23 protein-coding genes and 1 pseudogene are annotated in these 22,406 nt (G+C 63.2%); 7 read left to right on the top strand and 17 right to left on the bottom strand.

Annotation, left to right across the window (positions count from 1 at the left end; genetic code table 11):
* Both Q8K05_RS11015 and Q8K05_RS11010 read right to left on the bottom strand, forming a co-directional pair.
* A partial coding sequence (locus Q8K05_RS11015) for an RtcB family protein (RefSeq protein ID WP_305246654.1) occupies positions 1-810 on the bottom strand: 810 nt, incomplete at its 3' end.
* A gap of 3 nt (positions 811-813) precedes the next feature.
* Positions 814-1,230: an archease gene (locus Q8K05_RS11010; RefSeq protein ID WP_305246653.1), complete on the bottom strand. Its 417-nt coding sequence runs from the start codon at positions 1,228-1,230 to the stop codon at positions 814-816.
* Positions 1,231-1,505: 275 nt separating this feature from the next.
* Between Q8K05_RS11010 and Q8K05_RS11005 the strand changes: the two genes are divergently transcribed.
* Positions 1,506-2,465, top strand: a complete 960-nt coding sequence (locus Q8K05_RS11005; protein WP_305246652.1) for a ribose-phosphate pyrophosphokinase — start codon at positions 1,506-1,508, stop codon at positions 2,463-2,465.
* Here the strand turns inward: Q8K05_RS11005 and Q8K05_RS11000 are convergent.
* The 6 genes from Q8K05_RS11000 to mutL all read right to left on the bottom strand — a co-directional run bounded on the left by Q8K05_RS11000 (position 2,434) and on the right by mutL (position 9,946).
* Positions 2,434-3,501, bottom strand: coding sequence for a hypothetical protein (locus Q8K05_RS11000; RefSeq protein ID WP_305246651.1), 1,068 nt, complete (start codon positions 3,499-3,501; stop codon positions 2,434-2,436). The genes Q8K05_RS11005 and Q8K05_RS11000 overlap by 32 nt on opposite strands.
* Before the next feature lie 324 nt (positions 3,502-3,825).
* Positions 3,826-4,473: an ABC transporter ATP-binding protein gene (locus Q8K05_RS10995; RefSeq protein ID WP_305246650.1), complete on the bottom strand. Its 648-nt coding sequence runs from the start codon at positions 4,471-4,473 to the stop codon at positions 3,826-3,828.
* A complete protein-coding gene (gene miaA, locus Q8K05_RS10990) occupies positions 4,473-5,465 on the bottom strand; it encodes a tRNA (adenosine(37)-N6)-dimethylallyltransferase MiaA (protein ID WP_305246649.1) in 993 nt (330 codons plus the stop codon). The genes Q8K05_RS10995 and miaA overlap by 1 nt, the downstream gene beginning before the upstream one ends.
* Positions 5,466-5,516: 51 nt before the next feature.
* Positions 5,517-6,860: an NADP-specific glutamate dehydrogenase gene (gdhA, locus tag Q8K05_RS10985; RefSeq protein WP_305246648.1), complete on the bottom strand. Its 1,344-nt coding sequence runs from the start codon at positions 6,858-6,860 to the stop codon at positions 5,517-5,519.
* A 204-nt stretch (positions 6,861-7,064) separates the two neighbouring features.
* Positions 7,065-7,922 (bottom strand): alpha/beta hydrolase, encoded by an 858-nt coding sequence (locus tag Q8K05_RS10980; protein WP_305246656.1) that lies wholly within the window; start codon positions 7,920-7,922, stop codon positions 7,065-7,067.
* A 116-nt stretch (positions 7,923-8,038) separates the two neighbouring features.
* Positions 8,039-9,946: a DNA mismatch repair endonuclease MutL gene (mutL, locus tag Q8K05_RS10975; protein WP_305246647.1), complete on the bottom strand. Its 1,908-nt coding sequence runs from the start codon at positions 9,944-9,946 to the stop codon at positions 8,039-8,041.
* A 92-nt stretch (positions 9,947-10,038) separates the two neighbouring features.
* Between mutL and Q8K05_RS10970 the strand changes: the two genes are divergently transcribed.
* Positions 10,039-10,701 (top strand): DedA family protein, encoded by a 663-nt coding sequence (locus tag Q8K05_RS10970; protein WP_305246646.1) that lies wholly within the window; start codon positions 10,039-10,041, stop codon positions 10,699-10,701.
* A 139-nt stretch (positions 10,702-10,840) separates the two neighbouring features.
* Here Q8K05_RS10970 and Q8K05_RS10965 read toward each other — a convergent pair whose 3' ends face one another.
* The 3 genes from Q8K05_RS10965 to tsaE all read right to left on the bottom strand — a co-directional run bounded on the left by Q8K05_RS10965 (position 10,841) and on the right by tsaE (position 13,099).
* Positions 10,841-11,053, bottom strand: a complete 213-nt coding sequence (locus Q8K05_RS10965; protein WP_305246645.1) for a glycine zipper 2TM domain-containing protein — start codon at positions 11,051-11,053, stop codon at positions 10,841-10,843.
* Positions 11,054-11,234: 181 nt separating this feature from the next.
* Entirely contained in the window at positions 11,235-12,596 is a 1,362-nt protein-coding gene (locus tag Q8K05_RS10960; RefSeq protein ID WP_305246644.1) for an N-acetylmuramoyl-L-alanine amidase, read from the bottom strand.
* On the bottom strand, positions 12,593-13,099 hold the full coding sequence (tsaE, locus tag Q8K05_RS10955) for a tRNA (adenosine(37)-N6)-threonylcarbamoyltransferase complex ATPase subunit type 1 TsaE (protein WP_305246643.1): 507 nt from the start codon (positions 13,097-13,099) through the stop codon (positions 12,593-12,595). Before tsaE ends, Q8K05_RS10960 begins: the two co-directional genes overlap by 4 nt.
* 15 nt (positions 13,100-13,114) lie before the next feature.
* Between tsaE and queG the strand changes: the two genes are divergently transcribed.
* Positions 13,115-14,170, top strand: coding sequence for a tRNA epoxyqueuosine(34) reductase QueG (queG, locus tag Q8K05_RS10950; RefSeq protein ID WP_305246655.1), 1,056 nt, complete (start codon positions 13,115-13,117; stop codon positions 14,168-14,170).
* A 171-nt stretch (positions 14,171-14,341) separates the two neighbouring features.
* On the opposite strand, the gene Q8K05_RS10945 is transcribed toward queG, so the two are convergent.
* Complete coding sequence (locus Q8K05_RS10945; protein ID WP_305246642.1) at positions 14,342-15,292, bottom strand: AEC family transporter; 951 nt, start codon at positions 15,290-15,292, stop codon at positions 14,342-14,344.
* A 69-nt stretch (positions 15,293-15,361) separates the two neighbouring features.
* Between Q8K05_RS10945 and Q8K05_RS10940 the strand changes: the two genes are divergently transcribed.
* Positions 15,362-16,342: a tripartite tricarboxylate transporter substrate binding protein BugE gene (locus tag Q8K05_RS10940; protein WP_305246641.1), complete on the top strand. Its 981-nt coding sequence runs from the start codon at positions 15,362-15,364 to the stop codon at positions 16,340-16,342.
* Positions 16,343-16,444: 102 nt separating this feature from the next.
* Entirely contained in the window at positions 16,445-17,347 is a 903-nt protein-coding gene (gene xerD / locus Q8K05_RS10935) for a site-specific tyrosine recombinase XerD (RefSeq protein ID WP_305246640.1), read from the top strand.
* A gap of 32 nt (positions 17,348-17,379) precedes the next feature.
* Here the strand turns inward: xerD and Q8K05_RS10930 are convergent, their stop codons facing one another.
* On the bottom strand, positions 17,380-18,654 hold the full coding sequence (locus Q8K05_RS10930) for a class I SAM-dependent methyltransferase (RefSeq protein ID WP_305246639.1): 1,275 nt from the start codon (positions 18,652-18,654) through the stop codon (positions 17,380-17,382).
* A gap of 85 nt (positions 18,655-18,739) precedes the next feature.
* Positions 18,740-19,561 (bottom strand): ferritin-like domain-containing protein, encoded by an 822-nt coding sequence (locus tag Q8K05_RS10925; RefSeq protein WP_305246638.1) that lies wholly within the window; start codon positions 19,559-19,561, stop codon positions 18,740-18,742.
* 87 nt (positions 19,562-19,648) lie between these two features.
* Between Q8K05_RS10925 and Q8K05_RS10920 the strand changes: the two genes are divergently transcribed.
* Both Q8K05_RS10920 and Q8K05_RS10915 read left to right on the top strand, forming a co-directional pair.
* Positions 19,649-20,173: a gamma carbonic anhydrase family protein gene (locus Q8K05_RS10920; RefSeq protein WP_305246637.1), complete on the top strand. Its 525-nt coding sequence runs from the start codon at positions 19,649-19,651 to the stop codon at positions 20,171-20,173.
* A gap of 52 nt (positions 20,174-20,225) precedes the next feature.
* Positions 20,226-21,194, top strand: coding sequence for an Hsp33 family molecular chaperone HslO (locus tag Q8K05_RS10915; protein ID WP_305246636.1), 969 nt, complete (start codon positions 20,226-20,228; stop codon positions 21,192-21,194).
* A gap of 59 nt (positions 21,195-21,253) precedes the next feature.
* Here Q8K05_RS10915 and Q8K05_RS10910 read toward each other — a convergent pair whose 3' ends face one another.
* The 3 genes and pseudogenes from Q8K05_RS10910 to eno all read right to left on the bottom strand — a co-directional run.
* A complete protein-coding gene (locus Q8K05_RS10910; protein WP_305246635.1) occupies positions 21,254-21,739 on the bottom strand; it encodes a hypothetical protein in 486 nt (161 codons plus the stop codon).
* A gap of 66 nt (positions 21,740-21,805) precedes the next feature.
* Positions 21,806-22,081, bottom strand: coding sequence for a septum formation initiator family protein (locus tag Q8K05_RS10905; protein ID WP_305246634.1), 276 nt, complete (start codon positions 22,079-22,081; stop codon positions 21,806-21,808).
* A gap of 34 nt (positions 22,082-22,115) precedes the next feature.
* Positions 22,116-22,406, bottom strand: a pseudogene (gene eno / locus Q8K05_RS10900) (phosphopyruvate hydratase); the annotation flags it as partial.

Raw genomic sequence — 22,406 nt, 5'->3', positions numbered from 1 at the left:
GCAGGCCAGTTCGCGGTCTGGCAGCACCAGGCCGTGGCTGGGGGCGGCCTCCACCATGCGGCGCAAAAACTCGGTGCCGATCTGGTGGCCCAGCCCGCGCGAGCCGCAGTGGATCATCAGCACGACATCACCCAGGTGCAGGCCGTAGGCAGCGGCAATGGTGTCGTCGTACACCGCAGTGACCTCCTGCACCTCCAGGTAATGGTTGCCGCTGCCCAGCGTGCCCATCTCTTCGCGCTGGCGCTTCTTGGCCTGCTCCGAGACGTATTTGGGTTTGGCGTGCAGCATCTGGCCCTGCTCTTCGACACGTTCGAGGTCGGCGCTGGTGCCCCAGCCACGCCCGACCGCCCACTTCGCGCCACCGCTGAGCATGGCCTCCATCTGCGTGCTGCTCAGCCGGATCGAGCCGGTGCTGCCGACGCCGGCCGGGATGCGCTCGAACAGCGTGTCGGCCAGCGCTTGCTGCACGGCCATGATGTGTTCGCGGCGCAGCCCGGTATGCAGGCAGCGCACGCCGCACGAGACGTCAAAGCCCACACCGCCGGCCGAGACCACGCCCCCGGCATCGGCGTCGAAGGCAGCAACCCCGCCGATCGGAAAGCCGTAGCCCCAGTGGGCGTCGGGCATCACGTACGAGGCCCCCACGATGCCCGGCAGCATGGCCACGTTGACCGCCTGCTCGTAGACCTTGTGGTCCATCGCGCGCACGAGCTCCTTGCTGGCATAGATGATGGCCGGCACGCGCATCTTGCCCTGGGCCGGGATCTCCCAGGCACAGGGGCCGTGTTGTGTCAAAAGGTTCAGGTCCATGGCTCAGACATCCACGACGGTTTGCGCCAGCCAGCCGCCTTCGACCGGTGCGACGCGCAAGGCGGTGTAGGTGGCGCCCTTGACCTCCACCGCCGGCTGGTGGCGCTGCACCGAGGTGGATTCGCCGGTCGCCTGCGCGTCCAGGCGCGTGCCGTCGAGTTCGACATGAAAGCGGCCAAACAGCATGCGCCGCACCGCCATCTCGTAAATGAGTGCATTGAGCCAGTCGGCCAGCAGCAGCTCGTCGTCCGGCGCCTCGCAGCGGATGTGCACGGTGCCCACGGCGGCCACGCGCTGCGGGTCGGTGACCACGGCCGTCAGCGCCAGGGCGGCCTGCTCAAAGGCGCCGGCCTTGGTCGCGCCTATGCCGCGTACGCCGATGTCGGCGCCATGCTCGAAGTGTTCCCAGTGGTTGTTCATGGCTGTGGTGTCGGGCGCCTGCGGTCCGTGCCCCAAATATTCATTTATGCGCCTGCAGGTCGATCGGGCATTTGACAATCCGCAAACGCGGCGTCATCTCCATGCTGTTTGTTTGCGTGTTGTCGGCAGCGGTAAGGCCGGCATCGCTGAACAACAGCCGGATTGATCTTCGTCAAGCCAGGTCTGGCTGCTTCTTCAACAATGTTCTGGGACGTCTGTGGCTGTGGCGTCCGCGGCCCCCGGGGTCTGCCAGCCATCCCTGATGGAGTTGAACGATGCTGCTTTTTTCGCTTGATTTCGATGCCACTTTTGCGCAGGCACTGGCTGCCGGTCTGGGCGTGCCGCTGGCGCCCCACGAGGACCGCAGCTTCGAGGACGGGGAGCACAAGCTCAGGCCCTTGCTGGACCCGCGTGGCCGCGATGCTTACGTGGTCGCCAGCCTGCACGGGGGCCCCGTGGACAGTCCGCACGACAAGCTTTGCCACCTGCTGATGTTCATTGCCACCTTGCGCGAACACGGCGCGGCGCGGGTGACGGCGGTGGTGCCCTATCTGGCCTATGCCCGCAAGGACCGGCAAACCAAGCCTTTCGATCCGGTCACGCTGCGGTATGTGGCGCAGCTGTTCGAGGCGGTCGGCACGTCGCAGCTGATGGTACTGGAGGCCCACAACGTGGCGGCGTTCCAGAACGCTTTTCGCTGCACCACCCTGCATCTTGAAGCGCACCGCGCTTTTGACGGCTGGGTAGCCGAACTGGCCGGCGACCGGGCGCTGGCAGTGGCATCGCCCGACCCCGGTGGCGTGAAGCGGGCGCAGCTGTGGCGCGAGTCGCTCGCGCAAACGCTGATGCGGTCCGTGGGCTTTGCGATGGTTGACAAGCGCCGCAGTGCGGGCGTGGTCAGCAGTGACAACCTGGTGGCTGGTGACGTGGACGGCATGACGGTACTGCTGCTCGACGACCTGATTGCCAGTGGCGACACCATGAAGCGCGCGGCCGTGGCGCTGCGTCGGGCCGGCGCGCGGGAGGTGTTCGCGTTCGCGGCGCACGGCCTCTTTACCGGTCCGGCGGGCGAGGTGCTGGGGGATGGCAGCCTGGCGCAAATCGTGGTGACCGACAGCGTTCCGCCCTTTCGCCTGCCAGCGACCGCAGCAGTGAGCAACAAGCTGCGCGTGGTCTCCGCTGCGCCGCTGTTTGCCGAGGCCATCAGGGCGACCCATGCGGCAGGGGCGCGCTGAGAGGTTTGTGTTTTTCCAGGTGGGTCAGCGCGTCCAGCGCCGCCAGGGCGCAGGCGATGTAGCGACTCGCCAGCGGCGGCCATTTCTCGGGCGTGCGGGGTTGCGGGTCAAGCAGATGCGCCATGCAAAGGCGGGCACGCACCAGGGCGCGATAAGCGGTGTACAGGTGCAGCAGGGCCGGTGGTGGCGGGTCGCCCAGCGCGGCAGCGCAGCCTGATACGAGGCGCGGGCCAATCCACGGCGCACCCACCAGGCCGCATTCCAGGCTGAGGTAGGCCATTTCATCAAAGGGATCGACCTGGCGCAGCTGCGGGTTGAACTCGAGGCAGTCAATCACCACCGGGGGCTGGAGCAGGCAGACATGTTCGGGGCGCAGGTCACCGTGCCCGTCGAGCACGCGCTTGCGGGACGCACGGTCGCGCAGCAGATCGGCGCCCTGCGCCAGCGCCAGGTCAAGCCGGTCAATCGCCAGCGCGGCATCACGCAGCCGGAACTGCGGCCGCAGCAAGACCTCGCGGTTGGCGGCCTGTCCGTACTGAAAACGGGCCAGGTAGTCGTTCGGGCTCAGGGCGACCGCAGGGACCGTGCGGTAAAACGCGCCCAGCACCGTAACCAGCGCGTCAATATCCGCTGGCGTGACGCCCCCCTGCGCGATCAACTGGTGAAGCATTCGGTTGGCGGGCAGCCGCTGCATGCACACCAGCCAGTCAACCGTCTCGCCGGCGGGCAACTGCAGGCGCGCTTCAGGAAGCAGCGAAAAAGAGCCCTCACGCCACTGCAGCGCCATCAGACCCAGGTAGACGCCGGGGGCCAGTCGCCTGTTTAGCCTGACTTCTTCCCGGCAGTAGAACTCACGCGCCTTGAGGGTGGTGAAATCAAGGAATGGAAAGCGCACCGGTTTTTTGAGCTTGTAGACCCGCTCGCCCACCAGGAACACCCAGGACATATGGGTTTCGATGCACACCGGGCCTTGCCCGGATTCGCCATAGGCCTCGGCCGTTTGCAGAAATTTCAGCTTGGCGTCGAAGTCCGGCATGTGCAAACAACCCTTAAAACAGACCCGCCAGCCTTTTGAGGGGCTGGCGGTGGTGGCGAGGACCCCGGGTCAGTTTGTCAGGCTGACACGTCTGGGGACGTCCTCATCCGTTCCGATGTAGCACATCAGAACTTGGCTCAATTGCTTGAACCCCCCAACTCCATGTCCCGCAAGCCTCGCCTGAGCGAAGTTCGCGAGGCACGACTTCAATGTAGTTGCTGACGCACTGAATGTCCTTGCGAAATCTCAACCCGATTTGAAAAGAATGCGATTTTTCGGACGGGGTGAACGCTGCGCTGCCTGTTTTTTTGGCCTGTCATCCCGTCAGCTGGTAATGCCTTCGCTGCTCAGGTGCAGCACCCGGTCGGCCCGGCTTGCGGCCGCTTGCGAATGGGTCACCAGCACGAGCGCGGCGCCGTGTTCGCGCGTCTGTCCGACCAGCGCGTCCATCACTTTCGCGGCGGTGGCCAGGTCCAGGTTGCCGGTCGGCTCGTCGGCCAGCAGCAAGCCGGGGCGGTGCACCAGCGCTCGGGCAATCGCCACGCGCTGCAGCTGTCCGCCGCTCAGTTGCTGCGGCAGGCGACGGCCCAAGCCGCTCAGGCCGACGGCGTCAAGCATGGCCTGTACCCGCTGGTCGTCGTGCTGGCCGATCAGCAGCAAGGGCAGCCCTACGTTTTGCGCCACATCGAGGTGCGGTAACACGTGAAAAGCCTGAAACACAAAGCCGACCTGGCGGCGGCGCAGCAGCGCGCGCTGGTCGTCGGACATCGTGCCCAGGTCCGCCCCGTTCAGCGTGATGCTGCCTTCATCCCAGCTGTCCAGCCCTGCCATGCAGTTGAGCAGCGTGGATTTGCCCACGCCCGATTCGCCGACGATGGCGACAAACTCGCCGGGCGCGACCTGCAGCGACACCTGGCTGAACACGGCGGTGTCGCCGTAGTGCTTGCCCAGGTTGCTGATTTTCAGGCTCATCAAAAGCTTTCCATCTGCGTCTTCACGAGCGCCAGCACCTGCTGCAGCGCGTCGGGCGCATCGCAGGCCACCACGCGGCGCTGTGGCATGGCGCGCAGCCAGGTGATCTGGCGCTTGGCCAGCTGGCGTGTGGCAATAGTGCCTTTTTCGCGCAGCTCGGCCATGGGGCTGGTGCCGTCCAGTGCCTCCCAGGCCTGCCGGTAGCCCACGCAGCGCATCGACGGCAAATCGGGTGTCAGGTCAGCGCGCGCGCGCAGGGCCCTGACTTCGTCCAGAAAACCGGCGGCCAGCATCATGTCAAAGCGCTCGGCAATCCGGCCATGGAGCCAGCCGCGGTCGCTGGGTTCCAGGGAAATAAGGGTTGTGGCGCCCGTCTGTTCTGCTTGAGTAGCTATGTTTTCAGTAGCGTTTCGCTGATGAAAGAACGACAGCGGCTGGCCGGATACCCGAAACACTTCGAGCGCCCGCGAGATGCGCTGCGAGTCGTTGGGCGCCAGCCGCGCGGCTGTGATGGGGTCAACCCGGGCCAGCTCGGCATGCAGCGCGGGCCAGCCCTTTTCAAGGGCTTCACCCGCCAGCACGGTGCGCACCGCCGGGTCGGCCGCGGGCATGTCGTCCAGGCCGTCAAACAGCGCCTTGAAGTACAGCATGGTGCCACCCACCAGCAGCGGCAGCTTGCCGCGCGCGTGGATGTCGGCGATCAGTTTCTGGGTGTCCCGTACAAACTCGGCCGCGCTGTAGGCCTGCAGCGGGTCGCGAATGTCGATCAGGTGATGCTTTACTGCGGCCAGTTCATCGGCGCTTGGCTTGGCCGTGCCAATGTCCATGCCGCGGTAGACCAGCGCGGAGTCGACGCTGATGATCTCGACCGGGTACTGCGCGGCAATCGCCAGGGCGGCGGCGGTTTTGCCGGCCGCCGTTGGGCCTGCCAAGGAAAGGTATTGGAGCCCCACGCTTGGCGTGAAATCAGGCTGGTGCGGTGTGGCGGGCATGAATCTGAGCGTATCAGATTCATGCCGGTCCACGCCCGGCGGCGGGCAGGGTCAGACCACGCCCTGCGCCAGCATGGCGTCGGCCACCTTGACGAAGCCGGCCAGGTTGGCGCCGTCGACGTAGCTGAGTGTGCCGTCTTCGCGGCGGCCGTATTGCAGGCAGGCGCTGTGGATGTCCTGCATGATCTGCAGCAGGCGCGCATCGACCTCGTCGTGTGACCAGGACAGGCGCATCGCGTTCTGGCTCATTTCCAGACCCGAAGTTGCTACGCCGCCCGCGTTGCTGGCCTTGCCCGGTGCGTACAGCACGCCATTGCCTTCGAACACCCGCACGGCGTCGAGCGTTGAGGGCATGTTGGCGCCCTCGGCCACGCACAGCACGCCATTTTTCACGAGCGTGGCGGCGTCTTCCGCGTTGAGTTCGTTCTGCGTCGCGCAGGGCAGGGCCACATCGACCGGCACCTGCCAGGGCCGCGCGCCGGCGTGAAATACCGCGCCGGTGCGCTGGGCGTAGTCGTTGACCCGGCCGTACAGGTGGTTTTTGACCTCCATCAGTTCGGCCAGCTTTTCGGTGGTGAAGCCGTCCTCGTCGACGATGGTGCCGCTGGAGTCGGATACCGTGATGACCTTGGCGCCCAGCGCCATGGCTTTTTCAACGGCGTACTGGGCCACGTTGCCTGAGCCCGAGATGCTCACGCGCAGGCCGTCGAGGGAACGGCCTTTTTGCTTGAGCATTTCCTGGGCAAAGTAAACCGTGCCGTAACCGGTGGCTTCAGGGCGCATCAGCGAGCCGCCAAAGCTCATCCCCTTGCCGGTGAACACACAGTCAGCGCGGTTGCTGAGCTTTTTGTACATGCCGGCCATGAAACCGACTTCGCGGCCGCCCACGCCGATGTCACCGGCCGGCACGTCGGTGTCCGAACCCACATGGCGGAACAACTCGCTGACGAATGCCTGGCAAAAGCGCATCACTTCCATCGGGCTCTTGCCCTTGGGGTCAAAGTCCGAGCCACCCTTGCCGCCGCCCATGGGCAGGGTGGTCAGCGCATTCTTGAACGTTTGCTCGAACGCCAGGAATTTCAGGATCGACAGGTTGACCGAGGGGTGAAAGCGCAGGCCGCCCTTGTACGGGCCAATGGCCGAACTGTGCTGGATGCGGTAGCCGCGGTTGACCCGCACATCGCCGTGGTCGTCGACCCATGAAACGCGGAACATGATGGTGCGCTCGGGCTCGATCAGGCGGTCGAGCAGGCCGTGTTCGGCGTATTTGGGATGTTTTTCAATGTAGGGCCAGAGGCTCTCCATCACCTCGGTTGTGGCCTGAATGAATTCCGGCTGGCCCGGGTTGCGGGCGGCTACATGGCTTAAAAAGCTTTCCAGTGATTTGTACTTCATTTGCGAAATTCCTCAAAATGGTGCATAAACTGACACGGAAAGAACATATTGCCGCCTAAGTGCACTATTTTAGGGAATGTGGAAAGGGGTTTTGCTGGATTTGATCCGCTTGCACCAAATAAATGCACTTTTAGAGGGCGCATGGCTGCACACACACACACGGGCCGGCGGCGCTGGCAGTGATGGCCCGCAGCGCGCGCTCCCCTACAAATCAAAAAGCTGCGCCAGCGCCTGCCGATACTGCGGCTGGCCCATCACATTGGTGTCGTGGTGCGAGCCGCCTTCCACCAGCATGAACAGCTTGGGCTGCACGGCGGCGTCAAAGAGCTTGCGCCCCAGGTCGGGCAGGATCAGCTGGTCTTCGTCGCCATGCACCACCAGCAGCGGGGAGCCGATCTTGTCGACCTTGCGGACGGCCTCGAAACGCTGGGTGATCAGCAGCGACACCGGAAGCCAGCCCCACCGGGAGTTGCTCACCACGTCGGCGATGGAGGTGAAGGTGTTTTCGACAATCGTGCCGCTCTCGTCGCTCACCTCGGTGGCCAGGTTGATGGCAATCGGCCCGCCCAGCGAGTGGCCGAAGATATAGCGGGGGCGGTCCGGGTATTTTTGCGCCAGCCAGTCCCAGGCAGCGCGCGCGTCTTCGTAGGCCGACGCTTCGGACGGCAGCGCGTGGCTGCTTTTGCCAAAACCGCGGTAGTCAATCGCCAGCACTGAAAAACCAAGCGCCTGCATGCGGCGCATGCGCGGGGCAGAGCCGGTGACGTTGAAGCGCGCGCCGTGCAGGTAAAGCATGACAGGCGCGCGAAGGGCGTCTGCGGCCTCTGGTTTGTCCGCCGCCAGCCACAGGCCATGCAGCCGGGCACTCGGGCCGCTGGTTCTGGAGTTTGCGTTCAGCTCAATCCAGACGTCGTCCATGCCCTCGGCGGCTGCGACGCCTCCGCTCCAGCTGCGGTCGCTGGGCTGGAAAATCCAGACGCGCTGCTTTTCGTCGAGCGTGGCGCAACCGGCCAGCAACGCCAGTACGGTACAGAAAGATGCAAAGAGATGCCAGCGTTTCATGTCCATGGCAGACCCGCCGTGCGCTGAAAAGTTCAGTGCGCCGTGACGGCCGGGCTGCCGCCAGCGCGCCCATTCAGGCCTGCACGGGCTCGGGCCCTTCGGTGCGCGCTGGGAGCTTAACGGCCACGCATGAACAGCGCATCGAGCTCCTTGATGCTGATCTGCCGCCAGGTTGGCCGGCCGTGGTTGCACTGGTCGGAGCGCTCGGTGGCCTCCATCTGGCGCAGCAGCGCATTCATTTCATCGAGCGTGAGCTTGCGGTTGGCGCGCACGGCGCCGTGGCAGGCCATGGTCGAGAGCAACTCGTTGTGTGCCCGCTGAATCACGCTGCTCGAATCCATCTGCGCCAGCTCGGCCAGCACGCCTCTAGCCAGTTCCACCGCGTCGCCCAGCGCCAGACTGGTGGGCACGGCCCGCACGGCCAGCGTTCGCGGGGAAAAAGCGGTGATCTCCAGGCCCAGCGTGCCGAGCGTTTCGGCGCTGGCTTCAGCGGTCGCCACTTCCTGCGGGCTGGCGGCAAAGGTGGCGGGAATCAGCAGGGGCTGGCTGGCGATGCGGGACGTGTCGAGCTGGTTTTTCAGCCGTTCGTAGACGATGCGCTCGTGGGCGGCGTGCATGTCGACAATCACCAGACCCTGCGCGTTTTCGGCCAGCACGTAAATGCCTTGCAGTTGCGCGATGGCGCGGCCCAGGGGCCAGGGCTGCACGCTGTCGGCCGGTGCGCGGGTGGCTGCGCCCGGGTTTTCTGTGCTTGCCGGACTGCTTGACACCGACCGCACAGGCCACATCGCCTCGAAGTCGGCCACGAGGCCTTCCTGATTTGCTCTTAAATTAATAGCTGGTTGCACCCATCCCTGTTGGGCAAAAGCCCTGTTTTCCTTAAGAAACTCGCTGGCCGGTGGCGCCGGGGTCCCGGGCGCTGCGGTGTCGTGGGCCGCCTGTGCGGTCAGGCTGGCGCGTGGCGGGGCCAGCGCGTCTTCCGTGGCGTAACGCACCGCTTGATGGACCTCGCGGCTGTCGCGAAAGCGCACTTCGATTTTGGTGGGGTGCACGTTCACGTCGACACGGGCGGGGTCCATCTCGACATACAGCGCATAGACCGGCTGACGGTGGCCGTGCAGCACGTCTTCGTAGGCGCTGCGTGCCGCGTGCGTGAGCACCTTGTCGCGTACGTAGCGACCATTGACGTAGGCAAACTGCTGGTCGGCGCGCGAGCGGGCCGCATCCGGAATGCCGGCGCGGCCCCATACCCGCACGGCCGGCTGGCCGTCGGTCCGGCGCGCCGCGCTTTCGTAGTGCACCGCCACGGACTGGGCCACAAAGTCGCTGCCCAGCACGTCGGCCAGTCGCTGGTCGTGCGCCGACACGGCCGATGCATGGCTGCAGGCGCGCCACTGCTCCACCAGTTTGCCTTCGTGCCAGATCGCAAAGCCGACGTCGGGCCGCACCAGCGCATGGCGGCGCACGGCTTCAATGCAGTGCGCCAGTTCCGTGGCGTCGGTTTTTAAAAATTTGCGGCGGGCCGGCGTGGCGTAAAACAGCTCGCGCACTTCCACGCTGGTGCCCCGGTTGCGCGCCGCCGGCGTCAGCTCGCCGGTGCGGCCGTCGAGCTGCCAGGCGTGTTCGGTGTCCAGGGTTCTCGACAGCAGGCTCATGTCGGCAATGGAGTTGATGGCCGCCAGGGCCTCGCCCCGAAAGCCCATGGTGCCGACGGCCTCCAGGTCCTGCAGCGAGGCAATCTTGCTGGTGGCGTGGCGCCGCAGGGCCACAGGCAACTCTTCGCGCGGAATGCCCAGACCATCGTCTTCGACCAGTATCAGCCGCACGCCGCCCGCCATCAGCCGCACCGTGACCTGGCTCGCCCCGGCATCCAGCGCGTTGTCGACCAGCTCGCGCACCACCGAGGCGGGCCGCTCGACCACTTCGCCGGCCGCGATCTGGCTGATCAACTCGTCGGGAAGATCACGTATGGGGCGGCGCGGGCCTGGCGCGGGAGGATGGGTGGGCGCGGGGGAGAGTGTCACAGCTTTGATTTTAGGGGAGATGGTGGCGCTGCAGGAAAGGGCGGGGCAAGGGAGCACGCGTGCGCCAAAAGCCGCGTGTCAAAATCCCGGCCATGGAACTATTTACTTTTCTGATTGACTTCATCCTGCACGTGGACAGGCACCTGGAGGTGTTTACCCAAAACTACGGCATGTGGGTTTATGCGCTGCTGTTCATGATCATTTTTGTCGAGACCGGCGTGGTGGTCATGCCGTTTTTGCCCGGCGATTCCTTGCTGTTCATCGTTGGCGCGCTTTGCGGCGTCGGTCTGCTCAGCCTGCCGCTGGCCATGGGCTTGCTGGTGGTCGCGGCGATTCTGGGCGACCAGTGCAATTATTCGATAGGCCGCTACTTTGGCCCGCGCGTGTTCAAGTGGGAGCAGTCGAGATTTTTCAACAAGCGTGCGTTCAACCAGGCGCATGATTTTTATGAACGCTACGGCGGCATCACCATCATCATTGCGCGCTTCATGCCCTTCATTCGCACGTTTGCGCCATTTGTGGCCGGCGTCGCGGAAATGAGCCGCGGAAAATTCAGTGCCTTCAATGTGATCGGCGCCCTTGTCTGGGTGGTGGGCCTGTGCAGTGCCGGCTACTTCTTTGGCAACTTGCCCTGGGTCAAGGAAAACCTCAGCAAGATCATCTGGGCCATGATTCTGGTTCCCGGGCTGATGGTGATTTACGGGGCCTGGAAGGCCAGCCGCAACAAGGGCCTGGCGCCAACCGTCAAGCATTAACTGCTCGCGACCCTGTTGACGGGGATGTAAAAAAAACGACGCGCTGAAATTCAGGCGTCGTCTTGATTTGCAATCCAGCGCGTGGCGTATCCACCCGCTGGATTGCCCGCTGTCACGGCCTGGCGGCCGCTTGCGGTGTTTACTGCTTCTTGCCCACTTCGTTGCCAATCAGCGCGCCGGCTGCAGCGCCACCGACAGTTCCCAGCGTGCCGCCCAAAACGGCATTGCCCACAACACCGCCCAAGACGGCACCAGTGGCGGTGCCAATTTGTGCGTTGGTGGGGTTGGTTCCGCAGCCGGTCAGGGCAATCAGGGCAGCGGCGGCTACTGACATCAAAATTTTCGTGTTCATAATATTCATCTTTGCTAAGAGTTTCAGGCTCTTACCTATTGACATTCACGTCCGTTTGGGGTGGGGTGTCCTGGCGCTACCTGTGATTGGACTATAGGCCCTTGAGCGCTTCGGGGCTGTAGGAGAAGGTCGCCGCTCGCCGTCGTCGTGCTTTTTTCCTGACGTTTGCCGGCTGCCCGTCTCACAGCGCGCGGCTTCGCGCCAGTGGCGGATTTTTGGAAAAGTAGCGCGTAATGCCGCGCATCAGTGCATCAGCGAGTTGTATCTGGTAGCCATCACTGCGCAGTTTGGCTTCTTCTTCCGGGTTGCTGATGAAGGCGGTTTCCACCAGCACGCTGGGAATGTCGGGCGCTTTCAGCACGGCAAAACCGGCTTGCTCGACCCTGGGTTTGTGCAGCCTGCCGACGTTGCCGATCTCGCCCAGCATGGCGCCACCGAGCTTCATGCTGTCGCTGATTTGCGCGGTGGTACTCATGTCCAGCAGGGCTTTTTGAACCTGGGCGTCCTTGGCCTTCACATTGATGCCGCCCACCAGGTCGGCGGAGTTTTCCTTGTCGGCGATCCAGCGCGCGGCGCTGCTGGAAGCGCCTCGTTCGCTCAGTGCAAATACGCTGGCGCCTTGTGGCCTGTCGGTAAAGAACGCGTCAGCGTGAATGCTGATGAACAGGTCGGCCTGCACGCGGCGGGCCTTTTGGACGCGGATGTGCAGCGGCACAAAAAAATCGGCATCCCGCGTGAGGTAGGCGCGCATGTTGGGCTGCTGGTTGATGCGATCACGCAGGCGCAGGGCAATTTGCAGCACCACATCTTTTTCACGCGTGCCGCCGGGGCCGATCGCGCCGGGGTCTTCGCCGCCGTGGCCCGGGTCCAGCGCCACGATGATGAGCCGGTCGGTCTTGGCCTCGACGGTTCTTTTGGCGGCGGCGCTGTCTGCCGGGGCTTTGGGCGCTGCGGCGCTGACCGACGCTGGCGGCGCGCTGGAGGCAGCCTTGTCGGACTGCTGCGCCATCAGGTTGCCGAGCGGGTCATGGTCCGGGTCTGCAGCGGGCGCCCTGGCCTCCGGTTTGCTGGCCAGTCGCTCCGTAATCAGGGCCTCCAGCGGGTCCACTACCTGCGCGGGATAGAGGTCAAACACCAGGCGGTGCTGGTAGGCGGCTACGGGCTTGAGGGTGAATACCTGCGGCAGCATGGCTTGTTTCATGTCCATCACCAGACGGACCACGCCCGGGGCATTCTGGCCGACGCGAATGCCTGAAATATTCGGATCGTCCGATTTCACCTTGGCTACCAGTTCGCGCAAGGCAGGGATCAGGTCAATGCCTTGAATGTCCACCGCCAGGCGCGGTGGATCGGCCAAAAAGAACTGCCGTGCCTTGATCTCCGCATCCGACTCGATGGTCAGCCGTGTGTAGTCTTTGGAAGGCCAGACACGCACCGCCAAAATCGTGGCGCCGTGTGCGAGGTGCTGCACGCCCAGCAGGAGCACCACGCTGCCCAGTTGCAAGGCGCTGCGCCGGCTGAGCGGTGTTGCGGCCTTTTTCATGCCAGCAGTTCCTCGCCCGTGGTGGTAAGCGCGGTCAGCGTGACGGCGCGCGATTCGTTGGCCAGCATGTCGATGTGGATGCGCAGGTCGGGTTGCGGCAAATGGTTGCCCGCCTTTTCGGGCCATTCGACCAGTTTGAGCCCGGGGCTGGCAAAGATATCGCGAAACCCGGCTTCTTCCCACTCGTGCGGGTCGTTGAAGCGGTAAAAATCGCAGTGCCAGATCGCCAGGCCCGGATGGACGCTTGACGACGCCAGCGTGTAGGGCTCGACCACCGCATAGGTGGGGCTTTTGATGCGGCCCTCAACGCCCAGGCTCTGGAGCAGATGCCGCACCAGCGTGGTTTTTCCGGCGCCCAGGTCGCCCTGCAGTTCAATCAAGGCGCGGCCAATCGCTGGCTGCCGGGCCAGTGCCTGCGCAAAGGCCTGGGTCTCGGCTTCGCTCTGCCAGGTAATGTTTTTTACAATCAGCGGGTGGTCCTTAACAGTCATCAATTCAATCATCAACTTGTCAGTCAGATTCAAACGTGGGCGCGCGAGCTTGGATTTTCGCAAATTGGCATTGCAGGCGTTGATTTGTCGTCAGCAGAACCCGGATTATCGGCCTGGCTGGCCGCAGGCTTTCAGGGTGACATGCATTACATGGCGGCGCATGGGCTTAAACGGGCTCGGCCGGCCGAGTTGATTCCGGGCACCGTGAGCGTCATCACGGCGCGCATGGACTATTTGCCGGCCGCCACGCCCACCCGGCCCGGCGAATGGCAGGCGCTGGAACTGAGCCGGCTGGCGCGGCCCACCGAGGGCATTGTGTCGGTCTATGCCCGGGGCCGTGACTACCACAAGGTCATGCGCGCGCGGCTGCAAAAACTCGGCGAACGGATTGCCGCGCAGGTGGAAACGCTGGGGCACCGCGCCTTCACCGACTCGGCCCCCGTGCTCGAAGCCGAACTGGCCGCCCGCAGCGGCCAGGGCTGGCGCGGCAAGCACACGCTGCTGCTGAACCGGGAAGCCGGGTCGATGTTCTTTTTGGGCGAAATCTATGTGGACCTGGCGCTGCCGCCCAGCGCCCCCGTGACGCCGCACTGCGGCAGTTGCAGCGCCTGCATCGATGTGTGCCCGACACAGGCCATCGTGGCGCCTTACCGGCTGGACGCACGGCGCTGCATTTCTTACCTGACGATCGAACACGCCGGACCGATTCCGCTGGAACTGCGGCCGCTGATCGGCAACCGCATATACGGCTGCGACGACTGCCAGCTGGTTTGCCCCTGGAACAAGTTCGCGCAACGCAGCGCCTTGCCTGACTTTGATGAGCGCCAGGGCCTGACGGGGCAGCAACTGGTGACCCTGTTGGCCTGGACCGAAGAGGAGTTTTTGCGTTTTACGGAGGGCAGTCCGATTCGCCGGATTGGCCATGAACGCTGGCTGCGCAACATTGCTGTCGCAATGGGAAACGCCCTGCGCGTGCGCGCAGGCGGTGCTGCCGACGATGCCGAAATAAGGGCAAGCTTGCTGGCGCGCGTGGGTCACTCCAGCGAGGTGGTCAGGGAGCATGTGCTGTGGGCCCTTTCTTGATGAACCTGGTCGAGGCTTTGGCCGCCTTCATAAATTATCAATGAATTTGGCATCCAGCCCAATAGATACGGGTGCAAGCAGCTACTAAATTTATAGTAACGGTTGTAACCCCAGGAAAGGGCAGTAGCCTGCAAAACCGGCGTTGGCCACCTTTTTCATGGGTGCGCCGAGCTAGCGCAGCACGCCCAGCGCAAACGGCAAGCTTGCGACGCCCAGCATCGTCGAGAGGGTCACCAGGCCCGCCACGTAGCCGCCGTTGTAGCCCATGCGCGCCGCCAGCACATAGGCGCTGGAGGCTGTGGGCAAGGCAGAAAACGCCAGCAGGATGGTGGCCTGCGTGTACGACAGGCCAAATGCGCTGGCCAGGCCCAGCGCCACCAGCGGCAAGATCAGATGCCGTATCGAGAGCACCGCCACCGCCAGGGTTTTGGCCTGCGACAAATGACCAAACTGCATGCCTGCGCCGGCGGCCATCAAGCCCAATGCCAGTGATGCCGCACCGATGCGTGTCACCGTCGGTTCCAGCCAGAGCGGCAGGGAAAAGCCCAGCAGGTTGGCCACCAGGCCGCTGGCTGTGGCCAGGATCAGCGGGTTGCGCACCAGCTCGCGCAGAAAACCGCGCTGCGCGTGCCTGACCATGGGCCACAGTGCCGCCACATTGAAGAGCGGCACGCAAACGCCAATCAGGATCGCAATCAGCAGCAGGCCCTCGCTGCCTGCCAGCCGCTCGGCCAGCGCCAGACCAATGAAGGAGTTGAATCGAAAGGCCACTTGGGCGCTGGCCGCATGTTCGCGCCGGTCAATATGCCGGCCCAGCCAGGGCAGGTGCGGCAAGCTGTAGGCCATCGCAATGCCTGCCAGTCCCATGAGCAGCCCTGCGCTGATCAGGCTGGAGGCAGCGGCCAGGTCCAGCGGGCTTTTGACAATCGACTGAAACAGCAGAACCGGAAACAGGACGTAGTAAACCAGGCTTTCCACCTGCGACCACACCGTGCGGTTAATCGCGGTGTAGCGGCAGATCAGGTAGCCACAAACGATGAGCGAAAAGTCGGGAAAAAGGAGTTGCGCATAATTCACCGGCCCGAGAATAACCGCAAACTGCCCGGGTTTGCCCTTATGCATAATCCACAATAAGCAAGTGGTGTGCTTGCGCTTACCATTCAGACTGTTTTTTATCGTAAGGATGTGAATATGCAACGGCGTTATCTTTTTTCCTTGTCTACCCTCTCTGCGTTGGCGTTGATCGCCGCGACAGGCTCCGTGTGGGCGCAGGCTTATCCCAACAAGGTCGTCAAACTGCAAGTCCCGTTTGCGCCGGGGGGAACGACTGACATCGTGGCGCGTGTGATTTCCGAGCCGCTGGGCAAGGCGCTGGGCCAATCCGTCATCGTTGAAAACAAGGCGGGCGGCGGTGGTGTGGTCGGTGCCTCTGAAACGGCCCGGGCGGCACCTGACGGCTATTCGCTGGGCATGGCGACGGTATCCACCACCGCGGCCAATCCGGCGATCAACCCCAAAATTCCGTACAACCCGCTGACCGACTTCACGCCCGTCGTCAATATTGCTGCAACACCCAATGTGATCGCGGTGCACCCCAGTTTCCCGGCCAGGAACTACAAGGAGTTCGTGGCCGAACTTAAAAAGAACCCCGGCAAATATTCCTTCGCCTCCTCGGGCACCGGCGGCATTGGTCACCTGCAGATGGAGCTGTACAAAAACCTCAGCGGCACGTTCATCACGCACATTCCGTACCGCGGCGCTGGCCCGGCTCTGAACGACACGGTGGCGGGCCAGGTGCCCGTCATTTTTGACAACCTGCCTTCCGCGCTGCCTTTCATCCAGCAAAAGCGCCTGATCGCCATCGTGGTCGCCGCACCCCAGCGTCTGGCCGTGTTGCCCGATGTACCGACCTTCAAGGAAGTGGGGCTGGAGCCGGTGAACCGCATGGCCTATTACGGCATTGTGGGTCCCAAGGGCCTGCCAAAAGACGTCGTTGACAAGATCAATGCGGGCGTGAAAAAGTCGCTGGAAGATCCTGCTGTGCGCAAACGCATTGAGGACACGGGTTCGCTGGTCGTTGCCAACACGCCAGAGCAGTTTGCGGCGCAGATCAAGGCCGAGTACGAGGTCTACAAGAAGGTGGTTGAAACTGCCAAGCTCAAGCTTGAGTAAGTAAATTGCTGTCACCGGGTTTGTCGCCCGCTGGCAGGGCTGCCAGCTGCCCCGCAATACCTTTGTGGTTTGCGGGGCGGCTTTTTTGTTATCGTTCGTGTCATGATGCCCGCCAGCCAACATAGCATTGATGCGTTTATTGACGCCGTGTGGCTGGAAGACGGCTTGAGCAAAAACACGCTCGAGGCTTACCGGCGCGACTTGTCGCTTTACGCACGCTGGCTGGGGGCCCAGAGCCAGGGCGGCCGCCCGCTCGACGAGACGCTGGAGAGCGATCTCGCCGCTTACTTTTCCGTGATGCACGAGGCCACCAAGGCCACGTCGGCGAACCGGCGCCTGACGGTGTTCAAGCGCTACTTTCGCTGGGCGCTGCGTGAGCGCTTCATGGCGGCAGATCCGACACTGAAACTTCAAGCGGCCAAGCAGGCGCTGCGGGTGCCTAAAACCATGAGCGAAGCGCAGGTCGATGCCTTGCTGGCAGCGCCGTCTGACGATGAAGCGCTGGGGCAGCGCGACCGCGCCATGCTCGAGTTGATGTATGCCAGTGGCCTGCGCGTCAGTGAACTGGTCGGTCTCAAGACGTTTCACCTGGGGCTCAATGAAGGCGTGCTGCGCGTCATGGGCAAGGGCGGCAAGGAGCGGCTGGTGCCTTTCGGGCAGGTGGCGCGCGAGTGGGTCGTGCTGTATCTGGCCGAGGCGCGGCCTGTCATTTTGGGCGGCCAGCAGACCGACGACTTGTTCGTCACCGGCCACGGCCATGGCATGAGCCGGGTGATGTTCTGGAAGCTGGTCAAAAAATACGCGGGCCTGGCGGGCATCACGTCGCCGCTGTCACCGCATACCTTGCGTCATGCGTTTGCCACCCATTTGCTGAACCATGGCGCTGACCTGCGCGCCGTGCAGTTGCTGCTGGGGCATGCCGATATTTCGACCACGACGATTTACACCCATGTGGCCAGGGAACGCCTGAAGGCGCTGCATGCGGAGCATCATCCGCGCGGCTGATCCTCAGCCGGCCAGGCGCAGGGCCAGGAAGTTCAGCGGTACATATAGTCCCTGCTGAAGGGGTAGGCCGACCGTGCGCCTTTTGCCGGCAATTGCCGAACATCGCCCGAGGGCCGCGTGGCCAGCAACTGGTGCAGGGAAAGCCAGCCCTGCTCAAAACTCGTGGCGCTGCCGGCCAGGTACAGGCGGTAGGCGCGCAGGGTTTTTTCTGCGCGCTCAGGCCCGCCGTCTGCGGCCAGCACCTGGCGCGCTTCATCCAGCCTGGCCTCCAGCGCGTCCGACCAGTCCCAGAGCGTGCGGGCATAGTGCGGCCTCAGGTTTTCGGTGTCCACCATCTCCAGCCCCGCGCGCGACAGGTGCTCGATCACGGCGCTGACGTGCAGCAGTTCGCCGCCCGGAAAGATGTATTTTTCAATGAAGTCGCCCATGCCGGCACCCAGCTGCCGGTTTTCAAGCCCACCGGCCGTGATGCCGTGGTTCAGCACCATGCCGCCGGGCGCGAGCAGGCGCATGATTTTTTCGAAGTAGGCCGTCATGTTTTCGCGCCCCACATGCTCAAACATGCCGACGGAAGAGATTTTGTCGAAGGGACGCTCTTCGGCCATGTCGCGGTAGTCGCGCAGTTCCATGCGCACGCGCTGGCCCATGCCTTTTTCCTCAATCAGCTGCTGCACGTGGGCGTGCTGGTTTTTTGACAGCGTGATGCCGGTGGCATCGACGCCGTAATGCTCGGCCGCCCACAGCAGCAGCGCGCCCCAGCCCGCCCCGATATCCAGAAGGCGCTCGCCGGGTTGCAGCATCAGTTTGCGGCAGATGTGGTCCAGTTTGGCTTCCTGGGCGCGCGCCAGCGTTGTGGGCGTATCGCTGCGGTCACCGAAGTCCCGGTAATAGGCGCACGAGTAGACCTGGCGCGGGTCCAGCCACAGCGCATAAAAGGCGTCTGAAACGTCGTAGTGAAACTGCACCTGCGCCGCATCCTTGGCGAGTGTGTGGGCCCCCAGCGATCTGGCGCGCTGCAGCAGCCCGGACCACCAGCCCATGTCGCTTGCTACCGGGTTGCCGGGCAGCAGCTTGGTGACGGCGCGCATGACATCGCGCATGGCGCCTTCAATCTGGAGTTTGCCCTCGACATAGTCTTCGGCCAGCGCACCGATCTGACCGGCCTTGAGGCGGGCAATGCCCGACCACCTGGAAAACGACAGCTTGACCGGCGCATCGGGCTGACCCAGATGCTGGCCTTGCGGCAACTGCAGTGCAATGTCTGCAGGCAGGTGCGATGGAATGCTTGAAGCCAGGTGCCGGATCATATGCTACCTCCCTGTGGTGCCTATTTTTTTTGATCTTTTTCAGTCTAGCGCCCTTCAAATTATTTCGTTGTTACAAAGCGTATCCTCAGGCGTTGGCGCTTAGCAGGGCCAGCTCGGCCTCGTCAAACCCGGCGTCGCGGCGTGCGGCCAGGTTCAGCGGGCCTTTCAGGCGCGGCGCGCCATACTGTCTGGCCAGCATGGCGTAGGTGGCAAGCGGCTCCAGTCCGCGCTGGGTGCAAAGCATGCGGTACCAGCGGTTGCCAATCGCAACATGGCCGATTTCGTCGCGCAGGATGATGTCCAGAATGGCCACCGCGCGCAGGGCGTCGGGCGTGCCGACCTTGCGCAGCTTGGCCTGCATGGGCGGCGTGGCGTCCAGTCCCCGGGCCTCCAGCGTGCGCGGCACCAGGGCCATGCGCGCCAGTACGTCGCCTTCGGTTTTTTGGGTCATGTCCCACAGGCCGGTGTGGGCGGGAAAGTCGCCGTAGTCATAACCCATGCCTTGCAGCTGGGCCTGCAGCAGGCTGAAGTGCTGCGCCTCTTCAGCCGCCACTGTCAGCCAGTCCAGGTAGTAGGCAGGCGGCATGCCGGCAAAGCGCCAAGCGGCATCAAGCGCCAGATTGATGGCGTTGAACTCGATGTGCGTCACGGCGTGGAGCAGGGCGGCCAAGCCTTCCCGGGTGAAGGGCGAGCGCCTGGGGAGATCCAGATGCGAGCGCAGTTCAGGCCGCGCCGGACAGCCAGGAAGGCCGTCTGGCGCCTGGAAAGCAGCATCATTTGCTATTGAAAGTGTAGCTGCTCGGGTCTGTAGATCAAGCGCCAGAAGCACTTTTTGTTGTGTATCGGGTTCCATCAGCGCCTGCAGGGCAAGCTGGCGCAGTTCTGCGGGGTGGGAATTGGCGGACATTGCTGGATTGTCAACGACAGGTGTGCAGGCGGCTCCGTACAATCCAGGGTTGCCCCAAGACCGCAGACAACCGAACAAGGACACCCCATGGCGATTTACCAGCTGGACGATTCGACCCCCACCCTGCATGCATCAGCCTGGGTGGCCGACAACGCGCAGGTCATGGGCAAGGTGACACTTGCCGAAGACAGCAGCGTCTGGTTTGGCGTGGTGATCCGGGGCGACATGGACACCATTACGGTGGGCAGGGGCTCCAACATCCAGGACAGCAGCGTGCTTCACACCGACCAGGGCATGCCCTTGACCATTGGTGAAAACGTCACAGTGGGCCATCAGGTCATGCTGCATGGCTGCACCATTGGGGACGGCTCGCTGATCGGCATTCAGGCAGTGGTCCTCAATGGCGCCAAAATTGGCAAAAATTGCCTGGTGGGCGCGGGCTCGCTGGTAACGGAGGGCAAGGAGTTTCCCGACGGCTCCATGATCTTCGGCAGCCCGGCCAAAGCCGTGCGCCAGCTTTCTGAAGAGCAGATAGAGGGTTTAAAACTGAGCGCCCAACGCTATATAGACAATGCCCGTCGCTACAAGACCGGGCTCAAGAAGCTGGCCTGAGCGGCCAGCTTTCGTTTTTTTCATACAGCCTGCACTTTTTTACGCCTAAGCCATGTCCGAACTTCATAAATTCCTTTTTGACGGCCTGCCCGTGCGCGGCATGCTCGTGCGCCTGACCGATTCCTGGCAAGAAATCCTCAAACGCCGGCAGGCGGCGGGCGGTTACCCGGTCGAAGTGATGCACCTGCTCGGTGAAATGACGGCGGCTGGCGCCCTGATGCAGGGCAACATCAAGTTCAATGGCGCGCTGGTGCTGCAAATTTTTGGCGATGGACCGGTCAAGCTGGCCGTGGCCGAGGTGCAGCCCGACCTGAGCCTGCGCGCGACCGCGACCGTGACCGGAACCGTCGATCCGGGCAGCTCGTTAAGCCAGCTGGTCAACGTGAATAACGAGGGGCGCTGCGCCATCACGCTGGATCCTAAAGACAAGTTTCCGGGTCAGCAGCCTTACCAGGGCGTGGTGCCACTTTTTGGCGACCAGCGCGAAAAAATTGAAAACCTGAGCGAGGTGCTGGAGCACTACATGCTGCAAAGCGAGCAGCTCGACACCAAACTGATTCTGGCCGCGGACGGGAACATTGCGGCGGGCCTGCTGATCCAGCGGCTGCCTGCGAAGGGGCTGGGCAACCTCGAAGGACAGACGGACCGGGATGCCAATGAAGACCAGATCGGCGTCAATGAAGACTACCGGCGCATTGCCTTGCTGGCCGGCACCCTTAAACGGGAAGAGCTGCTGACGCTGGATGTGGATACGATTTTGCACCGGCTATTTTGGCAAGAGCCCATCACGCGCTTTGAGCCCCTGATACCGCGTTTCGCCTGCAGCTGCTCGCGTGAGCGCGTGGGCAACATGCTGCGCAGCCTGGGCACGGCAGAGATTGAGAGCATCATTGCCGAGCGCGGCAATGTCGAGGTGGGGTGCGAGTTTTGCGGGGCGCAGTACGTCTTCGATCCCGTTGATGCGGCGCAGATTTTTACCCATCAGAGCCATCAGCCACCGCCGACTTCAACGGTGCAGTAACTGGCGCAAATGGCCTAAGTGGCGCCGTCAGCGGCCTTGAGCGTCGAGCTTGCCAGCAGTCAAGCTGTGCTGGCGCGCTGGGCCAGCAGCGCTGTCAGTAGTCGGTGTTCGCATTGCGAATCGCTGCACTTGTCGCAGATCCAGACCCAGGCGCTTGTCTTGGGGGTGTTTGCGTAGCTGTTGAGCCGTAGCAGTTTTTCCGTGCGGGGCAGCAGGCGCCGGGCAGCGTGGAGCGCTTGGGCAAGGCGCTCCTCCCCTGCGCCGTAAATTACCCGGTAAGGCACGGCAGCGTGTGCCAATGCAGCACGAATAAAAAGGTCTTCGGCTTCCTGCGTTCCTGTGGGGAATTGCGATTTTTCCGGGGTTTGCAGCCCCATGAGCAGCGTCAGGTCATTGCGGGCAAGGCCTGCCAAAAGCGCTGGCGTATTGGCCACCACCACAAAAGCGTTCTCCTCAGAGGCTTGCAGCGCCCGGTTCAAGGCGGCTGCCAGTTGCGATTTCCCGGTGTTGGCCGCGCCAGTCAATGCGATTTTCAGCACAGTCATGCCAGAAGGTGAAGTGAACGGTGGGCGGGCTAACGAGCCTGCGCTGGAAAGTGCGGGGAAAGCCGCTTATGGGGTGATCTGTACAAAAATTTCATTGGGTTTGACCATGCCCAACTCGCTGCGCGCTTTTTCTTCGACCATTTCAAGGCCTTCCTGGAGATCCTTGACTTCGGCGGCGAGCTGGTCGTTGCTGGCCTGAACCTGCACATTTTTGGCGAGTTGCTCGTCCAGACGTTGCTGCATCTCGCGCACGCTGGGAATGCTGCCCCGGCCATTCCAGAGTTGCGCATGAAATAACACCAGCAGCGCAATCAGGATGACAGGGACGAAGCGGTTTCCCACGGGACGGTCAAGTTGGTAAAGCCAGGAACTGGGCTCAGCGCAGGTTATAGAATGCAGCGCGGCCGGGGTAAGACGCAACCTCGCCCAGGTCTTCTTCAATGCGCAGCAGCTGGTTGTACTTGGCCATGCGGTCCGAGCGCGAGAGTGAGCCGGTCTTGATCTGGCCCGCGTTGGTGCCGACCGCGATATCGGCAATCGTCGAGTCTTCGGTTTCGCCCGAACGGTGCGAAATCACGGCGGTGTAACCCGCGCGCTTGGCCATTTCGATGGCGGCAAAGGTTTCGGTCAGGGTGCCGATCTGGTTGATCTTGATGAGGATCGAGTT

It is taken from the genome of Polaromonas sp., assembly GCF_030682935.1.
Lineage (GTDB): Bacteria > Pseudomonadota > Gammaproteobacteria > Burkholderiales > Burkholderiaceae_C > Polaromonas.
This window is presented reverse-complemented; position numbering and strand designations above follow the sequence as displayed.